Genomic DNA, 23,676 nt, shown 5'->3' on the forward strand with positions numbered 1-23,676 from the left:
TTCTACGATGCAATGTTCACGGCTTCCACAAGCCGCTTTAAATCAAATGATTGAAGGCGCCAAAATTCTTGAGGCGGACAGTTATGGTGCAAAAGTCTACCTGCTGCAAGACGGGAACATAGTGAAACTGTTTCGCCGCAAGCGTCTTCTGTCGTCCGCCTTGCTGCGCCCTTATTCCAAACGTTTTATCGATAACGCGGCCCAACTCGAGAAGCTGGGTATTCCCACCCTCAAGGTGCTGGCGTTTTACCGTCTGGATAAACCCGGCATGACCGCGGTGCTGTATCGCCCGCTGCCCGGTGAAACCCTGCGTCAGATCGCAGAAAAAAACGGTTTTGACTGGTCAGAAAATCTGCCGAAGCTTATCGAGCTGATTCGCAGATTGCACGCGGCCGGTATTTACTTCCGCTCTCTGCACTTGGGCAACATTGTGGTGACCCCTGACAACGCGTGGGGTTTGATTGATGTCGCCGACATGAGTTTTGTGAGGGCGCCACTGTCCAAAAAGCTGGTCCAGCGCAACCTGCAACACTTCTTGCGTTATATCGAGCGCGAGAGCCTCAGCGATAAATTCCCCGCTCAAGCCCTCAAAGACGCCTTTTTAAAGGCCTGACAACACCGTGGTGCATGCCTGCCTGAAGCGCAGCCAGGCATGTTCCGGGTCAAGGCTTGCGTGCTGGCGCGCAGCCACTTCTGTTGTCGACAGCGTGTCGCTGGCTTCAATCGCCCGTGCCCATGCCGACTCATCGCCGACCGCCACGTAGTTCCCCGCCTCGCCTAACTGCTCATAAAACACAGGCAGGTCACTGGCCAGTATCGGCACGCCAGCAATGACCGCCTCCTGGACGACCAGCCCCAGGCCTTCTGCCCGCGACGGTATCAGCACCCAGTCAAATGCCCGATACAGGCTGGCCACGTTATCAACGTAGCCCGGCAGCAAGACCTTGCCTTGCAGCCCCAGCGCCTTGACCTGCGCCTCCAGCTCAGCGCGCATGGCGCCTTCGCCGATGATGATCAGCAGTCGATCCGGGTGGGTCGTGAGGGTTTTGGCAAACGCGCTGAGCAGGGTGTCAAAGCCCTTGGAGTCCACCAGACGGCCTACGGCACCGAACACTTGATGAGTATCCGCAGGAATGCCCAGTTGCTGGCGCGCCTGATCACGTGGCAACAACTGCTGCTCGAATGTATGCGGGTTGAGCATGCTGCTCAGGGTGACCACCGGCAACTTGAGATCGGCCGAAATGGAGTCTGCGAGGGTTTGCGAGACAGCACAGAGTGTCAGTTGCTCGCTGGAAAACTGGCGAAGCAGCCTGACATCTTTGCATTGCAGGCGGGTTGAGCCGTGAAACATCACCACCGCCCGTACATGCGGCAGTGTGCGCAAGGCCGGCAACAGCACCCGAGCCACGCCCAGCCCATCGATCAGCACCTGCCGGGCGTCATTTTTGAGCAGGGCCTTGCGAAAAAAACAATTACGCCACGGGCGCGATAACGCCCAGATGCCCCGCCCTTTTAAAAAGCGCGTAGACAACTTCAAAGCCTCAACCTGCCCAAGCTCACGCAGGCAAGCCGGGGCAGAGTGCTGTAACAACCAGGTCTTTACCGGTGTACCCGGTGATGCCTGAGAGAGGATTTGCTGGTGAACCTTGTGTACAGACGCATAAGGAGAACCGCCTGACCACATCACATTAATGATGCTCATCACACGCTTCCTCGCCGTTCAATCATCACCATTCAAACCTGTACCTGCTAACTGATAAGGACGCCTATTAGAACGCCCACCAACAACGTAACGAACAACTTGATCCGCTCCCGACGGCCGCGTCGCAGCTTGCGCTGGCGCTCTTCAGGCACCTCGACATGATTGCCAAAGCCTGTGTGCAACACCGCGTCAGCTTCAAGGGCCACCGCTTGCAGATTAAGCTCGGCATAGCGCTTGGATAGCGCTTTTTCGCCACCATGACCGCTATAAGGCGCACATAACAAATATTCTTTGTAACGGCGTAATCCAGGATTCAGCGAAAAACTTTGCCATTCAGGTTTATCCGACAACACCGGGTAGCACGCGACGCCTGCAATCACCTCGCGCTCACCGTAATGTAGGTAAGGGCTGTGAATGCGCAAGTCGTGTGCGTAGCTGCGCAGCCAGACCTGCAAGATCTCTGGTTTGTTCTCCAGAATCGCTCTTGAGTCTTCGACAAAGCCCGGGCGATAAAACTCCCAATCGTCTTCACAATGAAAAATGTACGGTGTGCTGACTTTAGAGTAGGCCAGATCGATGGAAGCCAACTGCCCAAGTTTCGGTTTATTGACGAAAACGGTGCAGTGCTCACGCCAATTGGGCGGAATAGCCTCGCGCACGGCCTCATCACCGGAGTCTTCGGTAATAAAAACTTCACGAATGGGCGCGGTATTGAACCGGTCAAAGCTTTCGAGCGTCAGCTTGAGCAAGTCAAGACGGCCGCAGCTGGTCACAACCAGGGTGATGTCACTTTCTTGGCAGAACCGCACGGTTCGCCTCCTCTCATTAAATAGTTTCAGTCCTTTGGGTATCACCACGATTGCACCGGGGGATGTTTCAGATCCCCAGCTTCAATCGCACCCGATCGACCCAGGACAAGGGCGGATGCGGACGTAGTGCCGGTTGCAGCTCTTCAACAATGCGCTGGCCAATTCGACCGAAGCTGTACTGTGACACCGCAAGATCACGACCACGAAGAGCGATATCGGCCGCCAGTTGCGGATCATTACGCAGCTGTTGCAGTTTTTTTTGCAGCTCTGGAATGTCGCGATAGAAAACAATGTTGTGCATGTCGACAAAGCCCAACGCACGGTTTTCGGCTTCACCCTGATCAAACGCCAGCAGCACACAGCCGCAGGCCATGGCCTCAAAGTTTTTAATCATGTATTCGCCCATGCCCACGTCCGCGCTGACAAAAAAGCGGATGCGGTTAAGGGTGTCGCGGTAATCATCACCGGACTTGGTGCGTGTCACCACCAGCGGCTCGACGCTGGCCAGCTCGTCGAGCAACGCTTTGCGGCCACTGTAAGCCACGCTGTTGGTGCTGCCAACAAACGCCAGCTCAATGTCGCGCTCACGGCCCAAGTCATGCAGCAGCGTCTGGTCGTAGCCTTTGGGCACAAATACGGCGTCAAAGCCCTCTTCGCGTAAGCGCTCAGTAACCATAAAACCCGAGGTGATCACCCGGGCCCACGGCAGTTGGCGGTAATGGGCGCTGAATTTACCGGTGTATTTGCACTCGATGTAATTCTGATACGCATCGTGCTCAAGGATCACCAGGTTGGGCACGGTACGAATAAAGCCGACCTGGCGGATTTCTTGTTTAAAACGCAAGAAAAACACAATGCGGTCATAACGCGACACGTCCACTTCGCGGCGGAAGTAGCTGCGCAAGTTGCGCTGCTCGTCACTGCTCAGCCAGCGCGTATCGCACTCGCAATGGGCTGCAATGCCGTCATACAAGCGATCCAGAATGGCCCGCTGCTCTTTCTGTACTAGAAATAGAACTCTCATGGGTTTCCTTGCGACGCCTTGAGGCGCCAGAACAGCTCATGCCGTCGAACTGCTTTACGAAAATATTCATTCTCGCCATAAGGCGATGGCCGTCTGCCCGCCAGCAGCGCCTGGATTGACCGGCGCACGCGGCGCTTGAGCGCAGCGCGCGGTTGCAGGTCGTGCATCATGCCCAGCGCCATGGCCTTGTCGCGTTGCTGGGCCAGCGTCAGCGGCAGGCTGCACGGGTGCAAGCTGAGCGACGCATCGAACACCGGCGGCAGAGCCACCCCATCACCGCTATTGCCCATGGGCCAGCGGTCATTGTCATGCAAATGGTTGGCGTAGCCCAAAATCGTCGTCGGCTGCCACTCCAGCCCTTGCAGCGCCTCGAACACCGCCGCTTGCGCGCAGATGTGGTCGGGGTGCGGGTCAAGCGAGGGATGCGGTAGCACAATCACTTCAGGGCGCGCGCGCAGGATTAAGGCACGCAGATCCGCCAGCAGGTTATTCCAGGTCGGTGCGCCATCGCCATCGCCGGGCATAGGAAACGGATTGAGCTGACGAAATAGGCGGATGTCACTCATATCCGCCTCGCGAGACGGCATCGGCTGATCCGGTGCGGCCTGCATGGCCGGCAGTTGCAGGCAGAAGTAGCCCAATTGCGCGCAATGCGCCTCAGGCACACCGGCCCAGCGCGGCACGGCCAGGCTGTCCCATGCCCGCAAGCGACCCTTGAGGCGCGCGGCTTCGGCGCGCTCAAGACCCATCTGCTGATAATGCTCGGCTTCGATTTCACCGGCCGTCAGGGTGACGATCCATGCCTCTTTGGCTTGGCTGTACAAACCAAACGCCGCCAGTTCCGCATCGTCGGCATGGGGCGCAATGACCATGACCCGTTGCTCGCGGTAATCGGGTTGGCGGAACAACCACAGCTGGGGCTGGCCAGAGACGCGGCAGTGCCGGCCTTTGAGGCGCAACTCGCCACGGGCCAATGCGCCAGCGTGCTCGCTCAGGTTCACATAGCGCAGCCCGTTGACTCCACGCTCGAAGGTTTGCTGATCGGGCTGTTCGCCACCCAGCAGTTGAATGCTCGGGTCAATGAAACGCCCCAGCCCGCGGCTGCTGACCTTGATGGCCAGAATCAGGGTGTGATTGCCGGTCACGCTCAACGGCTGATCAAGCACCAGGCGTTCGCCCTCAAGGCGCACGTCAAGACACTCGCCGTCGGGGTCGAAGGCGTACTGGTAGTCGTCTTGGGGGGAATAGAACAGATGGTCCGCAAACCAGGCCTCATGGGCCACCCAGCCCAGCACCGCCAATACCGGCGGCAGCCACCAGGCCAGCCAGACACCGCTGACAATCAGCACCAGCAGGCCAACCAGCAAGCCAATTCGTTTATTGCGCCGATGGCGCTTGAGGAGTTGCTGTTTGCGGCTCATGGCTCAACTCTTATGTTTGATGCTCTGCAGGAGCTGGCGCAGGCTGCGATCGTTTAAAGATCAAAAGATCGCAGCCTGCGGCAGCTCCTACAAGGTGTGCACTAGACCTTAAACACCGGCACCGGGTTGCACCAACGCTCTTTGTATTCGCGGTCGGCGCGGCCGAACGAGAAACGCAAAGGCTTGTTGACGCTGCGCGCCTGCTCCCAGGCCGATTGGGTATTGAGAAAGCTCAATACGCTACCGGGGCTGAAATCTCGGGTTTGCGGGTCAACGCCGCCGTTGACGTACTCAACGCTGATCCATTGCGGGGATTCAACCCGGTACACCAACTGGATGGCAATAGGCGCGTCGTTAAGGAATATGACCGAACCGATCAACAGCTCACGCAACAGCTCGACCACGTCGGCCATGCGCTCGGCGCCCGTGGCCATAAAACCCCAGCGGCGCAGGAACAGATCGCAGTAAATGGCCGCCAGTTCAGTGCTGGAAAAGTCCGTCACCGGGCGCACCACACCGCCCGCCTCTTCCAGCAAACGCAGTTCGCGGCGTTGGTTGTAACGGAATTTTTTCGAGAGTTCTTCAGGCGTGCGGGCCATCGCCAGCTGTTCGGTTTGCTGGATCAGCGTACTGAAACGGCCCTCATTGAGCTGCGACAGGTAACGCCCACGGTGACGTAAGGGCACGTTGGCCCCGTCGGCAGCCGGCAGAATGATCTCGGCATTACCGAGGTCAAACAGGCCTTTTTTGCCGTAGCGCTTGAGCACGTCCTTGGACAAAGCCAGGTCGCGGCCCCAGGTCGGAATCGCGGCTTTCACTTCGCCATCTTGCTCCCAGGCCAGGTAGCGCACCGGGATACCCGCCAACTGAGCCAAACGCTCAACCACCATCGGGTGCGTGGCCACGCTGCCACCAAAGCGTTGCCAGGCCTCTGCGTAAACAGACGCGTCAACAACGCTCCAGCCGCGCTCACGCCAGCCCTGGAAATAATTGAGCATCAGGCCCCCGCAGTCAGGTCGGTGACTTGCGCCAACTGCCAGAACCGGTCATGAACGGCCTGATCGCTAAAACGCTCGTGCAGGCGCGCCAGCATCAGGTCAGCACAGGCATGGCGCTGCTCATCGGTGAGCACCGACAGGTGCTTGATGCCCTGAGCCAAATGCTCGACATCGCCCAGCGGGAACAAGATCCCCACACCTTCCACCACTTCCTTGGCGCCGCCACAGGCCGTGGCCAGCAACGGCACGCCAGCGGCCATGGCCTCCAGCAAGACCATGCCAAACGGTTCGTGATCGGAACTGAGGGCAAACACATCAAACGCACGGAAATAACGCCGTGCATCGGGCACCTGGCCCAAAAACTTCACCTGCTCGGCAACACCGAGTTCACAGGCCAGCTCTTTGAGGTCTTGCTCCAGACGGCCTTTGCCCAGAATCACCAATTGGCTATCTGCTGGCAGATCTGCCCGTGCTTGGGCGAAGCCCTTGATCAGCGTGGCCTGGTCTTTGTCCGGGTGCAGGCGCCCGACGTTGCCGACAATAAAGCCATCGACCGACAACCCCAGCGCTTCACGCGCCTGGGTGCCGGGCAGTTGGCTGGCTTGTACGGCGTCGATATCGATGCGGTTGTACAGCGTGCTGATACGCCCGGTCGGCCACTTGGGGAGGCATTGGCGCATGTCGTCACGCACCGCATCAGACACCCCGAGCAGGCTCAGGCGTTTACGAAACAGGTTAGCGAACAGTTTGCGGCTGCCGCGCTGGTAGTCACCAAACGCGTGATGCACGCCAATCACCGGCAAACCCGTGGCCAACAAGGCGATATAAATCGGCTTGAAGCGGTGGGCGATGCAAAAGCTGAATGCCCGCGAGGCGGCGATTTTACGCAGCTTGGCGATGGCGCCCAGCTTGAGGCCACGAATGGCCTTGGAGCTGAACTCCATAAACAGGACTTCGTCGGACGCGCAGCCTGCGGCAACTTCGGGGTCGGCCGCCCCGGTCAAAAAGACCGTGGTGACCTTGTACCCGCTGCCGGCAAACAGGCTGGCGTACTGGCGCGCGCAGTCCAGAAACGGCCCGTCATAGCCGTGGCAGAACTGCAGCACATGCCGCTCAGTCGAGCGATTCATAACGCTGGGCGCCTTCTTTAACGACCAGAATGTCTTCCATGATCAGGTACTGCAGGTCCGAGCCGAAGAACATGTTCAGGGCGTCGGTCGGCGAGCACACCATCGGCTCACCACGGCGGTTGAGCGAGGTGTTCAGCGACACGCCGTTGCCGGTCAGTACTTCAAGGGCCTTCATCATGTCGTAGTAGCGCGGGTTGTATTCGCGCTTGAGCACCTGGGCGCGGGAGGTGCCGTCTTCATGCACAACCTCCGGCACGCGGGTTTTCCACTCTTCTGCCACTTCAAAAGTGAAGGTCATGAACGGTGCCGGGTGATCGACCTTGATCATCTGCGGGCCCACGGTGTCGAGCATCGACGGGCAGAAAGGCCTCCAGCGCTCACGGAACTTGATCTGTTCGTTGATGCGGTCAGCCACGCCTTCGCTGCTCGGGCAACCGATGATCGAACGACCGCCCAAGGCACGCGGGCCAAACTCCATGCGGCCCTGGAACCAGGCTACCGGGTTGCCATCGACCATGATCTTGGCGATTTTCTCAGGCGTGCCTTCGATTTTGCGCCAGGCTGGCTTGCCCGGGTGACGGGCACACGCCGCGATCACGTCTTCGTTGCTGTACGCAGGGCCGAGGTAGACGTGTTCCATCTTCTCGACCGGCACGCCGCGCGCGTGGGACACATAGGCCGCAGCACCCACCGCCGTACCGGCATCGCCTGACGCAGGCTGGACGAACAGTTCTTTGACTTCTGGGCGGGCAATGATCTTTTGGTTCAGCTTCACGTTCAACGCGCAGCCGCCCGCAAAAGCAATTTTGCCGGTCTCTTTGAGAATGTCGCCCAGGTAGTAGTCGATCATCTGCAGCGCCAGTTTTTCAAACAGCGCTTGCATGCTGGCGGCGTAGTGGATGTACGGCTCGTCGGCGATGTCGCCTTCGCGCTTGGGCCCCAGCCACTCAATCAGTTTTGGCGAGAAGTAGAAGCCTTTGCCCTTCTCTTTGTAGCGGCGCAGGCCGATAACGTTGGCGTATTCGGTGTTGACCACCAGCTCGCCGTTTTCAAACGAGGCCAGGCGTGAGAAGTCGTATTTGCTGGCGTCGCCGTACGGCGCCATGCCCATGACCTTGAACTCACCGTCGAGCATCTCGAAACCGAGGAACTCGGTGATCGCGCCGTACAGGCCGCCCAGGGAGTCCGGGTCGAAGAATTCTTTGATCTTGGTGATCTTGCCGTTTTCGCCATAACCGAAGAAGGTCGTGGCGTACTCGCCTTTACCATCGATACCCAGAATCGCGGTTTTCTCTTTGAAACCCGAGCAGTGGTAGGCGCTGGAGGCGTGGGCCAAATGGTGCTCAACCGGCTCGATCTTGATTTTTTTCGGATCAAAACCCAGTTGCTGCAGGCAGAACACAATTTTGTTGCGATAGCGCTTGTAGCGACGGTTGCCCATCAGGATCGCATCCAGGGCGCGGTCCGGGGCGTACCAGTAGCGCTTGGCGTAGTGCCAGCGGGCCTTGCCGAACAAGCTGACAGGGGCGAACGGGATCGCCACCACATCAACGTCGCAAGGTTTGATACCCGCTTGCTCAAGGCAGAATTTTGCGGACTCGTAAGGCATGCGGTTCTTTGCATGCTTGTCGCGTACAAAGCGTTCTTCCTCAGCCGCTGCAACCAGCTTGCCGTCAATATAGAGGGCTGCGGAGGGATCATGGCTAAGGGCGCCGGACAGGCCAAGGATCGTCAATGCCACTGGATTAGCCTCTTAAAAATGCAGGCAGGCGGCGGGCGCCTGAAAAAAGGGTGTACTGCGCGCAACGCACAGAAACAACTAAAGGGCGGGATTATAGCGTAAAGCGCACGGGAATGACCCAGCGCGATTTACCACGCCGTCCTGACCCACAGCTACACATATATAAGGCCCATACACCAAGGTTTTGCGTTTTGCTGTGAGTACGCTGTCACGTGCGCCTCGCACGCGGCCTTCAACAGGAACCGCTCCTATGCAAGCACTACTCGCAAAGTTCAATGAAGCAGACCGCCAATTAAGCCGACTGACCCAGGCCATCCCGAACCTGTCCGACTCGCTGAATCATCACCTCTTTATCGTGTTTCCGGACCTGACGCCCGGCAGCAGCGTCGATACGCTTTACATCAACCACGAGGAGCCGCCGCTTCCCGGCCAGCAGCCCAGACTCATCAGCCGCTCACTCAATAGCCTGATCTGCCAGAGTTACGCCAGCCAGCAAATACCCAATGGGGCACCGCAAACCGCAAAGCTTTACCGGGCGGCCTATTCACTGGATGAACAGGATATCGTTCCGGGTATCGGCTTAATAGAGGTCGAGTTATTCACCAAATACATCACTCATAACCTTGAACGACGCGTCAGAAGTGCACACGAACACTTCTGGAAGACCGCGCACCTCCGGTTCAATAACTCAACCCCCAAGGACTGGCTATGCACGTTTATTCGTGACCTGCTGCAGACTGAAAATGACGTGCGCCATGCCGACGGCACCTTAAGCACCCTTAGCCAGGCGGCCGTCAACCAGATGCTGACATACGCCACTTACCGCCAGCGCCTGAACAGCAACGTGACCAAACCCATTGCCGTGTATGGCGTAGCGTTAAAAGGCGAACACGCTACACAGGACGTCCATCTCCAAGGCCTTCTGGTGCTGGCCGACAACACGGCTTCGGGTTTGGGCGATGCGATGCACAGCTTCAACCGGTCCCACGATCAGGGCACTCGTCAGGAGACAACCGAGCCGACACACAGCAACGTGGTGTTCTATAGCCCTGTCAGCGGGCTGGAGGAATTTGACTCGTTGCATGCGCTAAGTTTGGAACTAGAGGCCAGGCTGGCCGATGTGAACCAGCGTGAAGCGCTGCTCGATTTCGCGTTGCTCAGTGAGCGAGATCGGGCCAAGGGGCTGAATCAGGTGGGCTATCGAGAAATCACACACAACACGCTCACCACCTATGTCGATGAACTGATCGACAAGTGTGCAAAAAACCTTCAATACGCCTGGGCAACCGCACGCAGCCAAGGCCAGGAGCGAGACCTGCAGGCATTGGCCGCTCATATTGATCAAGCAAAAAACGCAAGCCTCTCTCTCAATCCGGCAGGCATTCTGCTGACGCGCTACGCGAGGCTGCTCGAAGCCCAATTACCGGACTGGCTCAAGCAGGCCAGCGACGAACACAAACAGCAATGGCGACGCGCGGTTCAACAACTCGATCATGAACAGCAGTCCGCGCAAGTCTTGGACGTCGACGATTCCTTGTCCGAATACTCGACAGGCAGCCTGCTCAGTTTTGCCAAAGCACGTCTCAAGCGACAAATAAAAGCGGATCATGATCTGGACGTAGACCCCGACGCCCTTTTCATTGTAACCACCCAAGCGCTGCAAACCGGCCCCGCTATCTACCCTCTTAACCCGACAACCTACCCTGCAGGTGCCAGCATTGGCCGTACAGGGCCCACGATAAGCCTAAACAGCACACGCGTCAGCTTGAGCGTATTGGCGTTAACCAATGTGAGAGCGTTGGACATCACCTACACCCTGACTGCGCAGGTCGAGGATAGCCAAGGTCAGCACCACCCTGTTCTCACACCCGCGTATATAAAAACGCTGGTGCGCCAACAGAATATCGGTGAGCGCTACGTGGAGGGCATGCGCTCGTTACTGATTTACGACCCGGCGTTAAATACCCGCCACGCACAAGCCCAATGGCGTATGGAACGGCATGTGGCAGTGGCTCAGGCGCAATTGCGCCTGGATATTTTAGAGGCCCGGTTGATCGACACGCCTAGCCACGCGCTCAATGATGAAGACGTGTCCAGAGTTGGAACACTGCTTAATTACCCCAAGGATAACGAACGGCCCCGCGTCGAGGGCAAGCGTGTTGACACCCATCTGCTTGAACTCAATGGTTACGTTCTACCGGGCCTATGGGTCATCAGCACCGAGCCGCCCACACAATTGCTCTGTTACACACCCTACGCACCGGACAAAATCTGGTTTCGCAGGGTTGAAACCCTGGAGGTTCTGGCACAAACGCTGGGGGCCGAGGGGTTGAACAATTACGTGTTGCAACGGGTCAGCTTCGCCCAACAACCTTACGTGCGTCATTTATTGAACAAGGGCCTGAACGCATCGGCGCTCAAGCTTGTGCCCGCGCAAAAACAGATTTTTGAGGCCTGCTACGACGAGGAATCGCAGTTCATCCTGCGCAATGCCGACGAACAATCGACATCGACCTGGGAAACCACACTGGAAACCATAAAGGATGTGGTGCTCATCTCTCTTGATGTCGTCAGTTTCGTCCTGCCCTTAAAGGTTAGGCTCTTGTACCTGCTGGGGCGCTTTGTACACACCGTCACCCAAGGCATTGATGCGCTGGCTCGCGGCGAACAGCAGGAGAGCACCTTTCTTTATTTTCTGGCAATCACTCACCTCACGGGTGCGGCATCGGAGTTTGCCGGCTCACGCGTATTCGCTCGGGCAATTCGTCAGCGTTTACCCGCGCCAGTTGCCACGCTCAATCCCAAAGCAGCCAGCAGCGCCCGTACACAATCCATGCGCCTACGTTTGGAAGGACACTACACAGGGGGCATTTACGAAACCACCGACGCGACAAACGGCCAGCGCCTTAACTACCTCAAAGGCCCGAAATCGGAGGTGTACCGTTGCCAATACAACTATCTGCGCGAAACCTGGTACATCATCGATGAACGTCAACCTTTGGCGCTGTACCGCACCGCTATGGTTCATGACATTTCGACGGGGCACTGGAACCCACTTAACCTGACCTCCCACACTCCCCCCGCCAGCCTCCCGGAACTGATCCAGCGCGCTTCAGTGGCGGTCGACCTTACCGGCATCGCGCCGGACGCGCAGGGGCTGTACACACTCAACAACCTCATTTACATCAAGCAGAACACCCTTGTTTTTGAAGTGCACAAGGGTTGGCTGGCGCGTCAGTTGTTCCTGCAAGTGCCAGGCACTTCGCGTTGGGGTCGCACACGCTACAAAGTACGGCGTCAGTCCAGCACCTCCGCTTGGGAGGTCAAGAACCGCCTGGTCGATAAAACCCGGCAGTGGCAACCACTCACCCTAGAACAACCTCAAAGAAGGCAACTTTCATCAACCACGAGCCTGAGCCAATACGACACCGCTGAGCAACACGCTGCCGCTTTGAGAACCATCATGACCAGTGGCAAAACTAACCTGCATGATTACGGTTACCCGTTAAACAATGAACTCGATACAGCCCGAACCCACGCGTATGGCATTCAAGTGCGCATGCACGAAGATGCACAAAAATTCTTCAAGGCCTATTCATACAATGCCAGGCCACAACTACCTGAAATACCGCAAAATGCCTCTGCACAAGACATGTTCAAACTCCTCTACGGTAAAACAAGCGGCATCATCGTAGGGGAAGCCCATCACTATGCAGGCAGCAAAAAGCTGATCATCGACAACATGCAGTTCCTGGCCGAACAGAACGTCAAGGTGCTGTATCTGGAGCACTTACAAACCGACTTTCACCAACGCGACCTGAATGCTTTTTTTGACACGGGGCATATGCCCATACAGTTGGAGCACTTTCTTCGCTCGCAAGACCTGGGGCATCGCGTCAACTCCAGCACCTATACCTTTAGCAACCTGGTGCGTGAAGCTCAACGCCACGGCATTCGAATACAGGCACTCGATTGTTTCGTCAGTTATCACTGCTCAGGCCTGGAAAGACGATCGGCCTTAAACCCGCGTATTGAAATGATGAGTTATGGCGCATCACAAATTATTCGCAACGACCAGACTTTCACCCCCCGGCGCTGGCTCGCCCTGACCGGCAACACTCACACCAATACCTACCAGGGTATCCCCGGGCTAGCCGAGCTTGAGGGCGGGATCGGCCTGCGGATCATGGATGTGGCCCCAGGGAGCCAGGTGAGCCTGAGGCGTGACCCCGGCCTGATCACGTCTCGCCTAGGTGCTTTTTATGACCATCAATTGATCAAAAGTGATTTTGTGCTGGACGTCGAAATACCCGGCACGCCCTCCATTAACCCCAGGCTGCCTGCAACCTACCTGCAGCGAGTGCTCAAACAGCCGGGTGCCTTTACGTTTGGTGTGTCCCTTGAGCAACGGCCAGAGCTTATTCACCGTTCCAGAAGCGGACTGATCGTCTATACGCCGTTGCAAATTGACACCCGCGGGAACATTTTTATCAGCCGGCCGGCATGGCTGGATATTCATGAAAAACGTTATGCACTGCTGAGCGACCTGGTCGCCGACTTGCAAAACAGAGGCATGAGTGGGCAGCTTTCCGGCTAATGTGTGGCCCTGCCAGCCCCACTTTTTAATGCCATGAGCAATAGCAAAACGATATTACGGCATTCAGGTTATCGCCCTGGACGGTATAGCCCGCAGGTACCAGGCACACCCATACACTCCAGAGCGTGCACAGCCATGCGGCGTTGCTCCGGGAACCAACCGTGCGCCCAGTCTATACACCTTTAAAGGTGACTTTCTGCTTCAAGTGGACACTCCCGGCCCCCCAAAGTACCGGGAGTGCCTGAGTGGATCCATCGCGCCAGTGACCGACAGAGCGTACGCACACCCCTGCAAACTACCGTGCAAGGCCTGATTTTTATTGAGCGTCCTAATTGGGTGAACATTCACAAAAAACCTTTTCTTCGCTCAGACAGGTCGCGTCAAGGGCGCGGTCCGAGGCGTACCAGTAGCGCTTGGCGTAGTGCCAGCGGGCCTTGCCGAACAAGCTGACAGGTGCGAACGGGAATGACCCAGCGCGATTTGCCACGCCCTGGCGCCCGCCTGCCTACCTCAACAAGAGACTGCCCTCGCGGCTTTGCTGGAAAATCGTATAGGGGAACGCAACCGTGTCGACCACCGCACAGGCCAGCACGTCAAAAAAGAAAATCGGCACAAACCCGCTGGGCACACCGCTGGTGGTATTGGGCGGCGCATTCAGCACGCATAAATCAAACGCCACGCCGCTGTAGACACGGGTCACCGAGTCACAGTAACTGCGCTGTTTTTTAAGGTCCCGACGGATGCTCTCATCACTGCCGAATAAGGTCTTGACGGACCCACACCCCAACAAAAAGCAAGGCACGACACACAGCAGCACGAATTTGCCGGTCATCGCATTGGCTCCTGAAAAATGACCTCGCAACCTAGCATCCGGCTGCGGCTAATCGCAGGTGATGGCTTCCTAAGTTTTCGTATGAAGCCTCTTACACCGCTAAACTACCCGCCCTCTGCTAGCCTGATACCCGTCGCCCAGACGGGTCGCGTCACACGGAACCCCGATACCGCCCATGAATTTTTTTGCTCCTGCCCGCTTTGCCCTGTTGCTCCCGGGGCTTTGCCTCGCCCCCGCCAGCTTCGCCGAAACCCTGGAACTGGACCCCAGCGTCATTACCGGTTCGCGCAGCGCCAGCCCCAGTTTTGATCTGCCTTACTCGGTCGACAGCATCAACCAGCAGCAGATCAGCGATGGCCAATTGGGCATCAATGCCTCAGAAGTGCTGTCCCGCGTGCCGGGGCTGGTGGTGCAAAACCGGCAGAACTACGCGCAGGATCTGCAAATCTCGTCCCGTGGGTTTGGAGCACGCTCGGCGTTTGGCGTGCGCGGCATCAAGCTGATTGCCGACGGCATCCCGGCCAGCACCCCGGACGGTCAAGGCCAGGCCGCGACCTTTAACCTCGACACCGCCGAGCGCATCGAAGTGCTGCGCGGCCCGGCGGCCACGCTGTACGGCAGCAATGCGGGCGGGGTGATTCAAATGTTCTCCCGCGATGGCGAAGGGCCGCCGCGCATCGGCGCCGAAACCCTGGTGGGCAGCGACGGCATGAGCAAAAACCACCTCACGGCCGAAGGCGCGACAGACGACGTAGGCTTTGTGCTCGACGCATCGCGCATGGACACCGACGGCTACCGCGACCACAGCGCCGCCCGCCGCGACCAGACCTTTGCCAAGCTCAACTTAAAGCCCGACGAAGACAGCAAACTGGCGCTGATTTACAGCAGCCTGGAGCAAAACGGCACCCAAGACCCGCTGGGGCAAACCTGGGCAGCCTACAAAGCCGACCCACGTTCGGTGACACCGGCGGCACTGACCTACAACACCCGTAAAAGCATCGACCATCAACAAGTGGGCATGAACTACGAGCGTTACTTCGGCGATGCCACCTTGCAGGTCAATGCCTACAACGGCACCCGCAGCGTGATCCAGTACCTGGCGATCCCCAAAGGCACGCCCGGCAACAACCAGGGCGGCGGCGTGGTGCAATTCGATCGCAAGTTCTATGGCGGCAGCCTGCGCTGGCTGCAACCGGTACACAGCGTGCCCGGCGACCTGACCCTGATTGGCGGGCTGGACTACGACCAGAGCCGGGACAGCCGCCACGGCTATCAAAACTTTGTGGGCGACCAACTGGGCGTGAAAGGCGCGCTGGTGCGCGACGAAATCGACACCGCCCGCAGCCTCGACCCGTACGTGCAGGCCAACTGGGCCATCGACAACTGGACCGTCCAGGCCGGGCTGCGCTACAGCACCATGGAACTGGACGTGCATGATCAATTTTTGAGCAACGGCGACGACAGCGGCACCAAGCGCTACGAAAAAGCCACGCCCTCGATGAGTGTGATGTACGCCTTCACCCCAGAGCTGCATGGTTATGTCAGCGCGGGCAAAGGCTTTGAAACACCAACTCAGGCGGAATTGGCCTACTCGCCAAACGGCAATGGCTTCAACTTTGGCCTCAAACCGTCTGAAAGCACGCAGTACGAAATGGGCTTGAAAGCTCAACTCGCCAACACGCGCATCAATGCCGCCATCTTCCAGATCACCACCTCCGACGAACTGGTGGTGCTGAGCAATACCGGCGGGCGCACCACCTACCAGAACGCGGGCCGCACCCTGCGACGCGGCTTCGAACTGGGGGTCGAAAGCCAGCTTGCCGACGACTGGACCACCACCCTGGCCTACACCCGGCTGCAAGCCACCTATGACCGCGACTTCACCAGCCCCAAAGGCCTCATTGATAAAGGCAACGACCTGCCGGGCGTGCCGCAGACCACTTTGTTTGCCGAAGTGAACTGGAAACCTGCCGACTGGGTCAGCACCGCCATCGAAGGCATGTACCGCAGCAAGGTCTACGTCGAAGACACCAACACGCAAAAAGCCGCACCGGCCTACAGCGTGTTCAACTGGCGCGCGAAGTTTGAGCAAAAGGTTGATCACTGGACCTTCCACCAGACCTTGCGCCTGGACAACCTGCTGGACCGCCAATACGTGGGCTCAGTGATCGTTGCCGACGGCAACAACCGCTTCTACGAAGCCGCACCGGGCCGCTCGTGGTACGCCGGCGCCGGGGCGCAATATAGCTTCTAAGTCGCGCCAAACACCTTGTAGGAGCGAGCTTGCCTCGCGATCTTTTGATCTTGATCCAAGAGCCCCCTCACCCTAGCCCTCTCCCGAAGGAGAGGGAACCGATTGGAGGATGCTGTCGATTATCGGTGGCCTGTTTGCTGCGCGACAACGCGGCGTCGAAGACGGGGCAGCAGCGCCCACAGAGCTGGGTTACACCGCTTTGGGCAAACGCTCATCAATCACGTGATGCAACGCGCTGCTCGCTGGCCAGTTGCGCATAAAGCGCGCGCGGTCGCGGGCGTAGGCCGTGGCGAAGCTGCCTGGCGATGAGTGCTGGCACATGGAGTCCAGGTCAATCAAGGCCCAGCGCCCGTCCGCCCAGAACACGTTATGGCCTTTAAGGTCGCCGTGGCTGATGCGCTCGCGAATCAGGTCGGCAAACAACTGGTCCAGTGCCTGCAATTCGGCTTGCGGGGCGTCGCCACTGTCTTGATACGGCGCAAAACGCTCGATGATGTCCGGGCCGGGCAGGTATTCGGTGACCAGATACGCCTTGCCACGCAACCACAAAAAGCGGGTTTCCAGCAGCGCCAGCGGCTTGGGCGTGGCGATGCCGAGAAACAGCAGCCGATTGCCTTCCTGCCATGAATGCCATGCCCGGCTCGGGCGCCAAAAGCGTTTAAGCCAGTGGGCAAAGCCTTTGATGTTGTAGCGCTTGACCACCAGGCTGCGGCCCGCCACTTCAACCTTGCCCACGCTGGCCGCGCCGCCGGTTTTGTACAGATGGCCCTGATCGAGCAACGCATCGGCTTTGGTCACGACGGGCAACATCGCCGTTTCTTCTTCGCGGGCAAATGCGCGCAAGGCAAACGCCCCGCTTTGCACGCTGAACAAGGTGCAGTCGCGGCCTACTTTGTTCATGAAGTCGTTGAGGCGCCAGGCGCGGACTTTTTCGACCTGCTTGAGCAGTGCCTCCAGTGGCAAGGCGTGTTCGCCGTTGCTTAGCAGGTAATGCACCAGCAGTTCTTCGATAAACGGCTCAAGGCTTTTAGGCAGTTGAGCGAAGAACACCCCAAGGTTTTCCAGCACTTTTTGCCGCGACAGCGGTTTGCCCGCCTCTTCAACGCAAATACCTGCGCCGTCGATCAAATACAGTTTGCCGTTGCAGCGCAGCAGGTTGTCCAGGTGCAGGTCTTCTTGCCACAGGCCCTTGAGGTGCATCTGCCCGATCGCTTCCAGCGCCTCGGCCAGCACCGCCTGTTGCTCGTCGGCCAACACCGGCAACGCCGCAACTGCGTTCCAGGCATCGCCCAGGCTTTGCGCACCCTCAAGAAACTCAAACAGCAGCCAGCCGCCCTCGCCTTCTTGCAGACCGTCGGCCAGCAGTTGCGGCGTGGTCAGGCCTTGCTCTGCCAACAGGCGCACACCCGTCAGTTCTCGCTGAAAGTTGCGCGCCGCCTTGCTGCCGACCATTAATTTGGCCAGCACGGTACGCCCGCGCCACACCCCGGCACCCACGTAGCGCTGCCCCGGCAACACCCGCAGCAGGCTCAACAGTTGCAATTGCGCAGGCCCGGCGGCGTCAGCCAGTTCAATGCTCAGCGGCAACGACGGCGTGCGCCCGGCCTTTTGCAATTCGGACAAGCGCATCAGCGGCTCTCCTTGTGGCTGCGACGAACATTCAAACGCTCAAACCAGGCATCGACCAAACCGCTCTCGACCGGCTGTTCGAGGTACGCCGCAAGCAGCGTGCGCACGTCATCGGCGTTCCAGACCTGAGCCCGGCGCAACAACGGCTCGATGTCTTTGACCCGGTCACGCTGGCCCAGCAGCAAGGGCCGGGTTTTTTCCAGGTCGATCAACTGGGCGCGATAGCCCTCGCCGTCTGCCTGCAAGAAGATGTGCTTGGGGTAAAAACAGCCATGCACCTGACGCGCAGCGTGCAGTTGACGCGCCAACTGACCGCAGGTGCGCAAGATCGCTTGCTGCTGCGCGTGGGTCAATTGAGGCCAGTGTTCGAGCAGGGAATCGAGGTCGTTCCAGCCGTCCAACGCGCGGGTCATCAGAATAGCCCGACGCTCGCCAGCGACTTTACGCTCACCAAAGAACACCGCTTCCAGCGCCGGAATGCCCAACTGCTGGTAACGCTGGATATTGCGAAACTCGCGGGCAAAGCTCGGCTCGCCCAACGGGCTGTGCAAGGTACGGGTCAGGTAATTGCTCTGGCGCTTGAGGTAAAAGCCCTGGCCTTCGAGGTCCATGCGAAACACCGTGCTCCAGCCGCCACGGCTGGTGTTGGGCTCATCGACCGCGTCCAGTTGCAGGTTCCACAGGGCGTCGAAGTCCGCCAATCCATTGCGTTCCAGCAAACCCCGTTCGGCTCCTGCCAAAAAATCAGTCATTCCCGGCCCTCAAAAAAACGCACGATATGGCGGACCCGCTCTTTGTCCGCCGCGTTGAGTGTGGTGCGCCCGGTGTATTGAAAATAAAACCGCAAACGCTGGGTGGCTGTCAGGTGGTATTTGGCCACTTTGTCGAGGCACGCCAAGTCTTTGGTGATCCGGTACTTGAGCCAGAAACCGCGCCAGAAGTCGCCGTTGGGGCAGTCGATCAAGTACAGACGCGCCTGATCGTCGATCAGCAGGTTGCGCCACTTCAAATCGTTATGGGTAAAGCGATGGTCGTGCATGGTCTTGGTGTAGCGCGCCAGTTGGCGGCTGACACCATCGACCCAGGCACGGTCCTTGAGCAGCGGGTCGTTGTTGTCCGCCAACTCCGACAAATCGCGGGTGTTGGGCAGTTCGCGGGTAATCATCGCGCCACGGGCGTAGGCAAAGCATTTACGCTCCAGGCCCCAGGCCACTACTTCGGCGGTCGGGATGCCCCACTTGGCAAAACGCTTGAGGTTCTGCCATTCGGACTTCACCCGCGGGCGCCCCAGATAGCGGCGCAGCCCTTTGCCCGCGCCGGTGTAGCGCTTGACGTAGTAATTGACGCCATCACGCTCGACGCGGATCACTTGCGACAACGGATCGCGGGTCAGGTGTTCGCCTTGCAGGGCAAACACCGCATCGAGACTGCCAAAATCATGTGCCAACGCGCGGTAAGCGGGTTCCAGAGTCCAACCCGCCATTACAGTGCATCTCCATAGCGCACTTTGCGCTCGTAGAGTTTTTGCGCCTTGCCTTCGAGCCAGGCCAGCAAACGCGCTTCTTCGCGCAGGATCTGGCGCAGCGGCATCTGGAAGTAACCGCGCAAAAAGCGCAGTTTGTCGCGTTGGGTCAGGCCAATGTCCAGCGCCGAAAAGTACAGCGCGGCCAGGTCTTTGTTGCGCCAGCGGCGGCTGATCACGGCGCGGGTCTGGGCGCGGTGCAGGTCGATGACCGACAGGCGCAGGTTGTCAGCGGTCACCGGCGTGTCGGTGTGCAACAAGAAGTGGCAGATGTAGCAATCGCGGTGGTTAACGCCCGCGCGGTGCATCATGCCGGTCATGCGTGCCACTTCGGCGATCAACGCACGCTTGAGCCTGGGCTGCGGCGGCTGCTTGAGCCAATTGAGGCTGAAGTCTTCAAGGCTGACGGTCGGCGCCAGCTCTTCAGTGATGATGAACGAGTGTTGCTGGGCCGGGTTGCTGCCCTTCTCGCCATAGGCCACAGCGGTCATGGTCGGCACACCGACTTCGTGCAAACGCTTGATCGCCCGCCATTCCTGGCCGGCACCGAGCACCGGCAGTTTAGCGGTGAGCAAGTTTTTGAACACTTCTCCCCAACCAATGCCACGGTGGATCTTCACAAAGTAACCGCGCCCGTCGACTTCCGTACGCAAGGTACGGCGGCCGTCCAGTTCGCGGTAAACCTCACCGCTCAACTGCTCGACTTCGGTGAACGCATCGCGCCCATCCCACAAGCGTTTGAAAGGTTCGGCAAGTATCAGTTTCATCAGTGTTGCTCCGCCAGAATCACATCCGCAGCATGCTGCGGCATGCTATAGAGGTCGGCCGTCTGCGCGTAGGCCAGGCCATTTTGGCTCCAGGCCGCGCGCGCAGCATCGTCGGACAACATGTGGGTCAGATAATCATTGAGTTGCGTCTGTTCGAACGGTTCGTCCAGCACCAGGCCCGCATCGGCGTCGCTGATGTAATGGGCATAGCCACACACCGCGCTGACCAATACCGGCAAACCCGCCACCAAGGCTTCAAGCAGAACGGTGCCGGTGTTTTCGTTGTAGGCCGGGTGGATCAGCACGTCAGCGCCCAGCAGGAAGCGCGGGATGTCGCTGCGCCCTTTAAGAAACTGCACGTGCTCGCCCAGCCCCAATGTGGCGCTTTGCAATTGAAAAACCTTGGGGTCGTCCTGGCCAATCACCAACAGTTTGGTGCGCTTTTTAAGCTCGGACGGCAACGCCGCGAGGGCTTTGAGGCTGCGGTCGACGCCTTTGGTCTTGAACCCCGAGCCGATTTGCACCAGCAACAGGTCGTCGTCGGTCAGGTTGAATTCGCGGCGGAACTCGGCGCGAATCTCAGCCGCATTCGGCGGCGCACGACGGTCCAGCGCAATGCCCGGCGGCAGCAAATGGAAGCGCTGCAATGGGGTGTCGTAATGTTTGATGAACAGCGGCTGCTGGACCTCAGAAATCATCAGGATTTCCGTCTTGGCGTTCTTGTCGAACACCGCGCGCTCGTATTCAGCAAAGTGCTTGTAGCGCTTGAAGAAGCGGTAGAACGAGTGGCGCAGGTTTTGCGCCTTGTCTTCAAAGCAGCCGTCGGCGGCGTAGTACACGTCCAGGCCGGGCATTTTATTGAAGCCAATCAGACGGTCGACCGGGCGCTTGGCCAGATCGGCCTGCATCCAGGCGAGCATTTTTTCGTTACGGGTGTGGTTATGGAACGCCTTGACCGGCGCCACCAGCACTTCGAAGCCGGGCGGGATATCGCCTTCCCAGATCATCGTGTACACACGGATCTGGTGCCCACGCTTCTGGCACTCCAGCGCAATGCGCATGAAATCGCGTTGCAGCCCGCCAAACGGGAAGTATTTGTACAGCACAAAAGCCAGTTGCATCAGCGCAGTTCCTCAGCCAGTAACAACGTGCTTAATCGACTTGCGACACGCTCAGGGTTCAGACGAGTGAAGCACAACGGCCACTCGTTTTTCAGATCAAACCGCTGCTGGTCCTGTGCAGTCGGCTGGTAAGTGCATTTTTTCTGCAGGCACGGCGCACACGGGAAATCGCTGGCCAGGTGGATCTGCACCTTGCCGTACGCGCCCGTAAGCCCTGGGTTGGTGGGGCCAAACAGGGAAATGGTCGGCACATCCAGTGCTGCTGCCAAATGCCCCAGCCCGGTGTCCACCGCCACGCATGCGCTGGCATTGGCCAGCACTTTGGCCACGCCTGCAAGGTTCAGTTTGGGCAGGACCACGGCGTTTTTCAGACCGCTGGCAATGCGTTCAGCACGGGCCTTTTCAGCCGGGTTGCCCCACGGCAGGCGCACTTCGAGGCCCAAATGGCCCATGCGCACCGTCAAATCGCGCCAGTAGGTTTCGGGCCAGTGTTTGGTGTCCCACGTGGTGCCATGCAAGAACACTGCATAGGGTTTGTTACGCGGTAATTCAACCAGGCGCTCAACATCGAGGCCGTAATCGCCCAGCCCTTTGGGCAGGTCATAGCCCAGCGCGACGGCAAACAATTGGCGCAAACGCTCGACCGCATGCTGCCCACGGGCCACGGCCAGGCGGCGCTGATAAAAGTGGCTGGCCAGCGGCTCACGGGCGGAGTGTTTGTCCAGCCCGGCCACCGGCGCCTTGACGTAGCGGGTCAAAAAAGCACTTTTGACCAGCCCTTGGGCGTCGATAACCAGATCATATTTTTCGGCGCGCAGGGCTTGCTTGAAGCGCTTCCACTCGCCGCTCTTGAGGGTTTCCCAGATGTTTTTGCGCCAGCGGCGGATCGCCACCGGAATCACTTTGCCCACGGCCGGGTGCCAGGTCGGGATTTCAGCAAAGCCTTCTTCCACCACCCAGTCAAAGGTGATGCCCGGAATGGCCCGGGCCGCATCGGTCAGCGCCGGCAAGGCATGAATCACATCCCCAAGGGATGAGGTTTTCACCAACAGAACACGCACCTAGTTGACCTCGACCGGGGTGACCTGCAGGCGTTGCAAGGCTTCAATCACCGGCGCCGGCATCAGTTCGCGCAAGCAATTGTAGTGGCCGAAACGGCAGGTGCGCTCAAAGCACGGGCTGCATTCCAGGCCCAGACGCACCACTTCAACCTGGTCGGCCAACGGCGGGGTAAAGCCCGGCGAGGTCGAACCGTACACCGCCACCAGCGGGCGATTGAGCGCCGCGGCCACGTGCATCAGCCCGGAATCGTTGGACACCACGGCGTCTGCGCACGACAGCAGGTCAATGGCTTCGGCCAGTGAGGTTTCACCGCTGAGGTTGACGGACTCTTCGCGAAGGCCCGGAATCAAACGGGCGCGGATGTCTTCACCGACGCTGTGATCGTTTTTCGAACCAAACAGCCACACTTGCCAGCCTTCTCGGATCTTTTGCTCGGCGACTTTGGCGTAATGCTCGGACGGCCAGCGTTTGGACTCGCCAAACTCGGCGCCGGGGCACAGCGCCAGCACCGGACGGTCCAGCGCCAGGCCGAACTTGCTCAGGGCGGCCTCGCGGCTTTGCGGCTCGATTTGCAGATCGGGGCGCGGATACGGCTTGGGCAGGTCGGCACCCGGCTCATAGGCCAGCGCCATAAAGCGCTCAATCATTAACGGGTAGCGTTGTTTGTCCAGCGTGCGCACATCATTGAGCAGCCCGTAACGGAACTCGCCGCGCCAGCCGGTGCGCTTGGCAATACCGGCGAAAAACGGCACCAGCGCCGACTTCAACGAGTTGGGCAGCAAAATGGCCTGATCGTATTGGCCCTTGAGGGACTTGCCGATCTTGCGTCGCGTGGCCAGTTCCAGCGCGCCATGGCCGAGCGGGAAGCTCAAGGCCTTGCGAACTTCAGGCATGCGCTCAAGGATGGGCCGGCTCCACTCGGGGGCCAGCACATCGATTTCGCACTGTGGGTGGCGCTTTTTCAGGCACTGGAACAGTGTCTGCGCCATCACCATGTCACCGACCCAGCTGGGCCCAACGATCAAAATATTCATAAGTTTCCATAAACAAGCAAGGGAGGCAGTGGC

At 58.8% G+C, this 23,676-nt stretch carries 18 protein-coding genes and 1 pseudogene; 3 read left to right on the forward strand and 16 right to left on the reverse strand.

The genetic code is table 11. From position 1 onward, the window contains the following. Positions 1-7: 7 nt before the first annotated feature. Positions 8-613, forward strand: a complete 606-nt coding sequence (locus tag GHO32_RS19240; protein ID WP_048366637.1) for a lipopolysaccharide kinase InaA family protein — start codon at positions 8-10, stop codon at positions 611-613. Here GHO32_RS19240 and GHO32_RS19245 read toward each other — a convergent pair. The 7 genes from GHO32_RS19245 to GHO32_RS19275 all read right to left on the reverse strand — a co-directional run bounded on the left by GHO32_RS19245 (position 602) and on the right by GHO32_RS19275 (position 8,825). After that, on the reverse strand, positions 602-1,702 hold the full coding sequence (locus GHO32_RS19245) for a glycosyltransferase (protein WP_153334864.1): 1,101 nt from the start codon (positions 1,700-1,702) through the stop codon (positions 602-604). The genes GHO32_RS19240 and GHO32_RS19245 overlap by 12 nt on opposite strands. Before the next feature lie 47 nt (positions 1,703-1,749). Then, positions 1,750-2,511 carry a glycosyltransferase family 2 protein gene (locus tag GHO32_RS19250; RefSeq protein ID WP_048366639.1) on the reverse strand — a complete coding sequence of 254 codons (762 nt, stop codon included), beginning with the start codon at positions 2,509-2,511 and terminating at the stop codon, positions 1,750-1,752. 67 nt (positions 2,512-2,578) lie between these two features. After that, the gene (locus tag GHO32_RS19255) at positions 2,579-3,535 is read right to left on the reverse strand and encodes a glycosyltransferase (RefSeq protein WP_048385206.1); all 957 of its coding nucleotides are present in this window, start codon (positions 3,533-3,535) and stop codon (positions 2,579-2,581) included. Then, positions 3,532-4,956: a PIG-L deacetylase family protein gene (locus tag GHO32_RS19260; protein WP_153334863.1), complete on the reverse strand. Its 1,425-nt coding sequence runs from the start codon at positions 4,954-4,956 to the stop codon at positions 3,532-3,534. Before GHO32_RS19260 ends, GHO32_RS19255 begins: the two co-directional genes overlap by 4 nt. A 101-nt stretch (positions 4,957-5,057) precedes the next feature. Then, positions 5,058-5,954 (reverse strand): antimicrobial resistance protein Mig-14, encoded by an 897-nt coding sequence (locus GHO32_RS19265; RefSeq protein ID WP_153334862.1) that lies wholly within the window; start codon positions 5,952-5,954, stop codon positions 5,058-5,060. Next, positions 5,954-7,084: a glycosyltransferase gene (locus GHO32_RS19270; RefSeq protein WP_153334861.1), complete on the reverse strand. Its 1,131-nt coding sequence runs from the start codon at positions 7,082-7,084 to the stop codon at positions 5,954-5,956. Before GHO32_RS19270 ends, GHO32_RS19265 begins: the two co-directional genes overlap by 1 nt. After that, a complete protein-coding gene (locus tag GHO32_RS19275; protein WP_368668487.1) occupies positions 7,068-8,825 on the reverse strand; it encodes a carbamoyltransferase in 1,758 nt (585 codons plus the stop codon). Before GHO32_RS19275 ends, GHO32_RS19270 begins: the two co-directional genes overlap by 17 nt. 184 nt (positions 8,826-9,009) lie before the next feature. Between GHO32_RS19275 and GHO32_RS19280 the strand changes: the two genes are divergently transcribed. Next, positions 9,010-13,422 carry a membrane-targeted effector domain-containing toxin gene (locus tag GHO32_RS19280; RefSeq protein ID WP_153442962.1) on the forward strand — a complete coding sequence of 1,471 codons (4,413 nt, stop codon included), beginning with the start codon at positions 9,010-9,012 and terminating at the stop codon, positions 13,420-13,422. Positions 13,423-13,777: 355 nt separating this feature from the next. Here the strand turns inward: GHO32_RS19280 and GHO32_RS27235 are convergent. Together GHO32_RS27235 and GHO32_RS19290 are read right to left on the reverse strand one after the other, a co-directional pair. After that, positions 13,778-13,891: pseudogene (locus tag GHO32_RS27235) on the reverse strand (hypothetical protein); the annotation flags it as partial. Positions 13,892-13,927: 36 nt separating this feature from the next. Next, complete coding sequence (locus GHO32_RS19290; RefSeq protein WP_153334858.1) at positions 13,928-14,254, reverse strand: YceK/YidQ family lipoprotein; 327 nt, start codon at positions 14,252-14,254, stop codon at positions 13,928-13,930. Between the two features lie 175 nt (positions 14,255-14,429). Between GHO32_RS19290 and GHO32_RS19295 the strand changes: the two genes are divergently transcribed. Next, entirely contained in the window at positions 14,430-16,508 is a 2,079-nt protein-coding gene (locus tag GHO32_RS19295; protein ID WP_153334857.1) for a TonB-dependent receptor, read from the forward strand. A 189-nt stretch (positions 16,509-16,697) separates the two neighbouring features. On the opposite strand, the gene GHO32_RS19300 is transcribed toward GHO32_RS19295, so the two are convergent. The 7 genes from GHO32_RS19300 to waaF are packed head-to-tail and all read right to left on the reverse strand — an operon-like array spanning position 16,698 to position 23,643. Then, positions 16,698-18,137, reverse strand: a complete 1,440-nt coding sequence (locus tag GHO32_RS19300) for a lipopolysaccharide kinase InaA family protein (protein WP_153334856.1) — start codon at positions 18,135-18,137, stop codon at positions 16,698-16,700. Next, complete coding sequence (locus GHO32_RS19305; RefSeq protein WP_048366648.1) at positions 18,137-18,889, reverse strand: lipopolysaccharide kinase InaA family protein; 753 nt, start codon at positions 18,887-18,889, stop codon at positions 18,137-18,139. Before GHO32_RS19305 ends, GHO32_RS19300 begins: the two co-directional genes overlap by 1 nt. Next, a complete protein-coding gene (locus GHO32_RS19310) occupies positions 18,886-19,620 on the reverse strand; it encodes a lipopolysaccharide kinase InaA family protein (RefSeq protein WP_123751122.1) in 735 nt (244 codons plus the stop codon). The genes GHO32_RS19305 and GHO32_RS19310 overlap by 4 nt, the downstream gene beginning before the upstream one ends. Beyond that, positions 19,620-20,426 carry a lipopolysaccharide core heptose(I) kinase RfaP gene (gene rfaP, locus GHO32_RS19315; RefSeq protein ID WP_153334855.1) on the reverse strand — a complete coding sequence of 269 codons (807 nt, stop codon included), beginning with the start codon at positions 20,424-20,426 and terminating at the stop codon, positions 19,620-19,622. The genes GHO32_RS19310 and rfaP overlap by 1 nt, the downstream gene beginning before the upstream one ends. Further along, a complete protein-coding gene (locus GHO32_RS19320) occupies positions 20,426-21,547 on the reverse strand; it encodes a glycosyltransferase family 4 protein (RefSeq protein WP_153334854.1) in 1,122 nt (373 codons plus the stop codon). Before GHO32_RS19320 ends, rfaP begins: the two co-directional genes overlap by 1 nt. After that, a complete protein-coding gene (gene waaC / locus GHO32_RS19325) occupies positions 21,547-22,608 on the reverse strand; it encodes a lipopolysaccharide heptosyltransferase I (RefSeq protein WP_273222351.1) in 1,062 nt (353 codons plus the stop codon). Before waaC ends, GHO32_RS19320 begins: the two co-directional genes overlap by 1 nt. Further along, positions 22,609-23,643 carry a lipopolysaccharide heptosyltransferase II gene (gene waaF / locus GHO32_RS19330; protein WP_153334853.1) on the reverse strand — a complete coding sequence of 345 codons (1,035 nt, stop codon included), beginning with the start codon at positions 23,641-23,643 and terminating at the stop codon, positions 22,609-22,611. Positions 23,644-23,676 lie beyond the last annotated feature (33 nt).

This window comes from Pseudomonas sp. FSL R10-2189 (assembly GCF_009600325.1).
GTDB lineage: Bacteria > Pseudomonadota > Gammaproteobacteria > Pseudomonadales > Pseudomonadaceae > Aquipseudomonas > Aquipseudomonas helleri.

Excerpts from the sequence above, each read along its gene's own strand:
- GHO32_RS19255 (WP_048385206.1), bottom strand. The coding sequence starts at position 3,535 with ATGAGAGTTCTATTTCTAGTACAGAAAGAGCAGCGGGCCATTCTGGAT.
- GHO32_RS19240 (WP_048366637.1), top strand. The coding sequence starts at position 8 with ATGCAATGTTCACGGCTTCCACAAGCCGCTTTAAATCAAATGATTGAA.
- GHO32_RS19305 (WP_048366648.1), bottom strand. The coding sequence starts at position 18,889 with ATGACTGATTTTTTGGCAGGAGCCGAACGGGGTTTGCTGGAACGCAAT.
- GHO32_RS19295 (WP_153334857.1), top strand. The coding sequence starts at position 14,430 with ATGAATTTTTTTGCTCCTGCCCGCTTTGCCCTGTTGCTCCCGGGGCTT.
- GHO32_RS19270 (WP_153334861.1), bottom strand. The coding sequence starts at position 7,084 with ATGAATCGCTCGACTGAGCGGCATGTGCTGCAGTTCTGCCACGGCTAT.
- GHO32_RS19300 (WP_153334856.1), bottom strand. The coding sequence starts at position 18,137 with ATGCGCTTGTCCGAATTGCAAAAGGCCGGGCGCACGCCGTCGTTGCCG.
- GHO32_RS19320 (WP_153334854.1), bottom strand. The coding sequence starts at position 21,547 with ATGCAACTGGCTTTTGTGCTGTACAAATACTTCCCGTTTGGCGGGCTG.
- GHO32_RS19245 (WP_153334864.1), bottom strand. The coding sequence starts at position 1,702 with ATGAGCATCATTAATGTGATGTGGTCAGGCGGTTCTCCTTATGCGTCT.
- GHO32_RS19260 (WP_153334863.1), bottom strand. The coding sequence starts at position 4,956 with ATGAGCCGCAAACAGCAACTCCTCAAGCGCCATCGGCGCAATAAACGA.
- GHO32_RS19310 (WP_123751122.1), bottom strand. The coding sequence starts at position 19,620 with ATGGCGGGTTGGACTCTGGAACCCGCTTACCGCGCGTTGGCACATGAT.
- GHO32_RS19290 (WP_153334858.1), bottom strand. The coding sequence starts at position 14,254 with ATGACCGGCAAATTCGTGCTGCTGTGTGTCGTGCCTTGCTTTTTGTTG.
- waaF (WP_153334853.1), bottom strand. The coding sequence starts at position 23,643 with ATGAATATTTTGATCGTTGGGCCCAGCTGGGTCGGTGACATGGTGATG.
- rfaP (WP_153334855.1), bottom strand. The coding sequence starts at position 20,426 with ATGAAACTGATACTTGCCGAACCTTTCAAACGCTTGTGGGATGGGCGC.
- GHO32_RS19265 (WP_153334862.1), bottom strand. The coding sequence starts at position 5,954 with ATGCTCAATTATTTCCAGGGCTGGCGTGAGCGCGGCTGGAGCGTTGTT.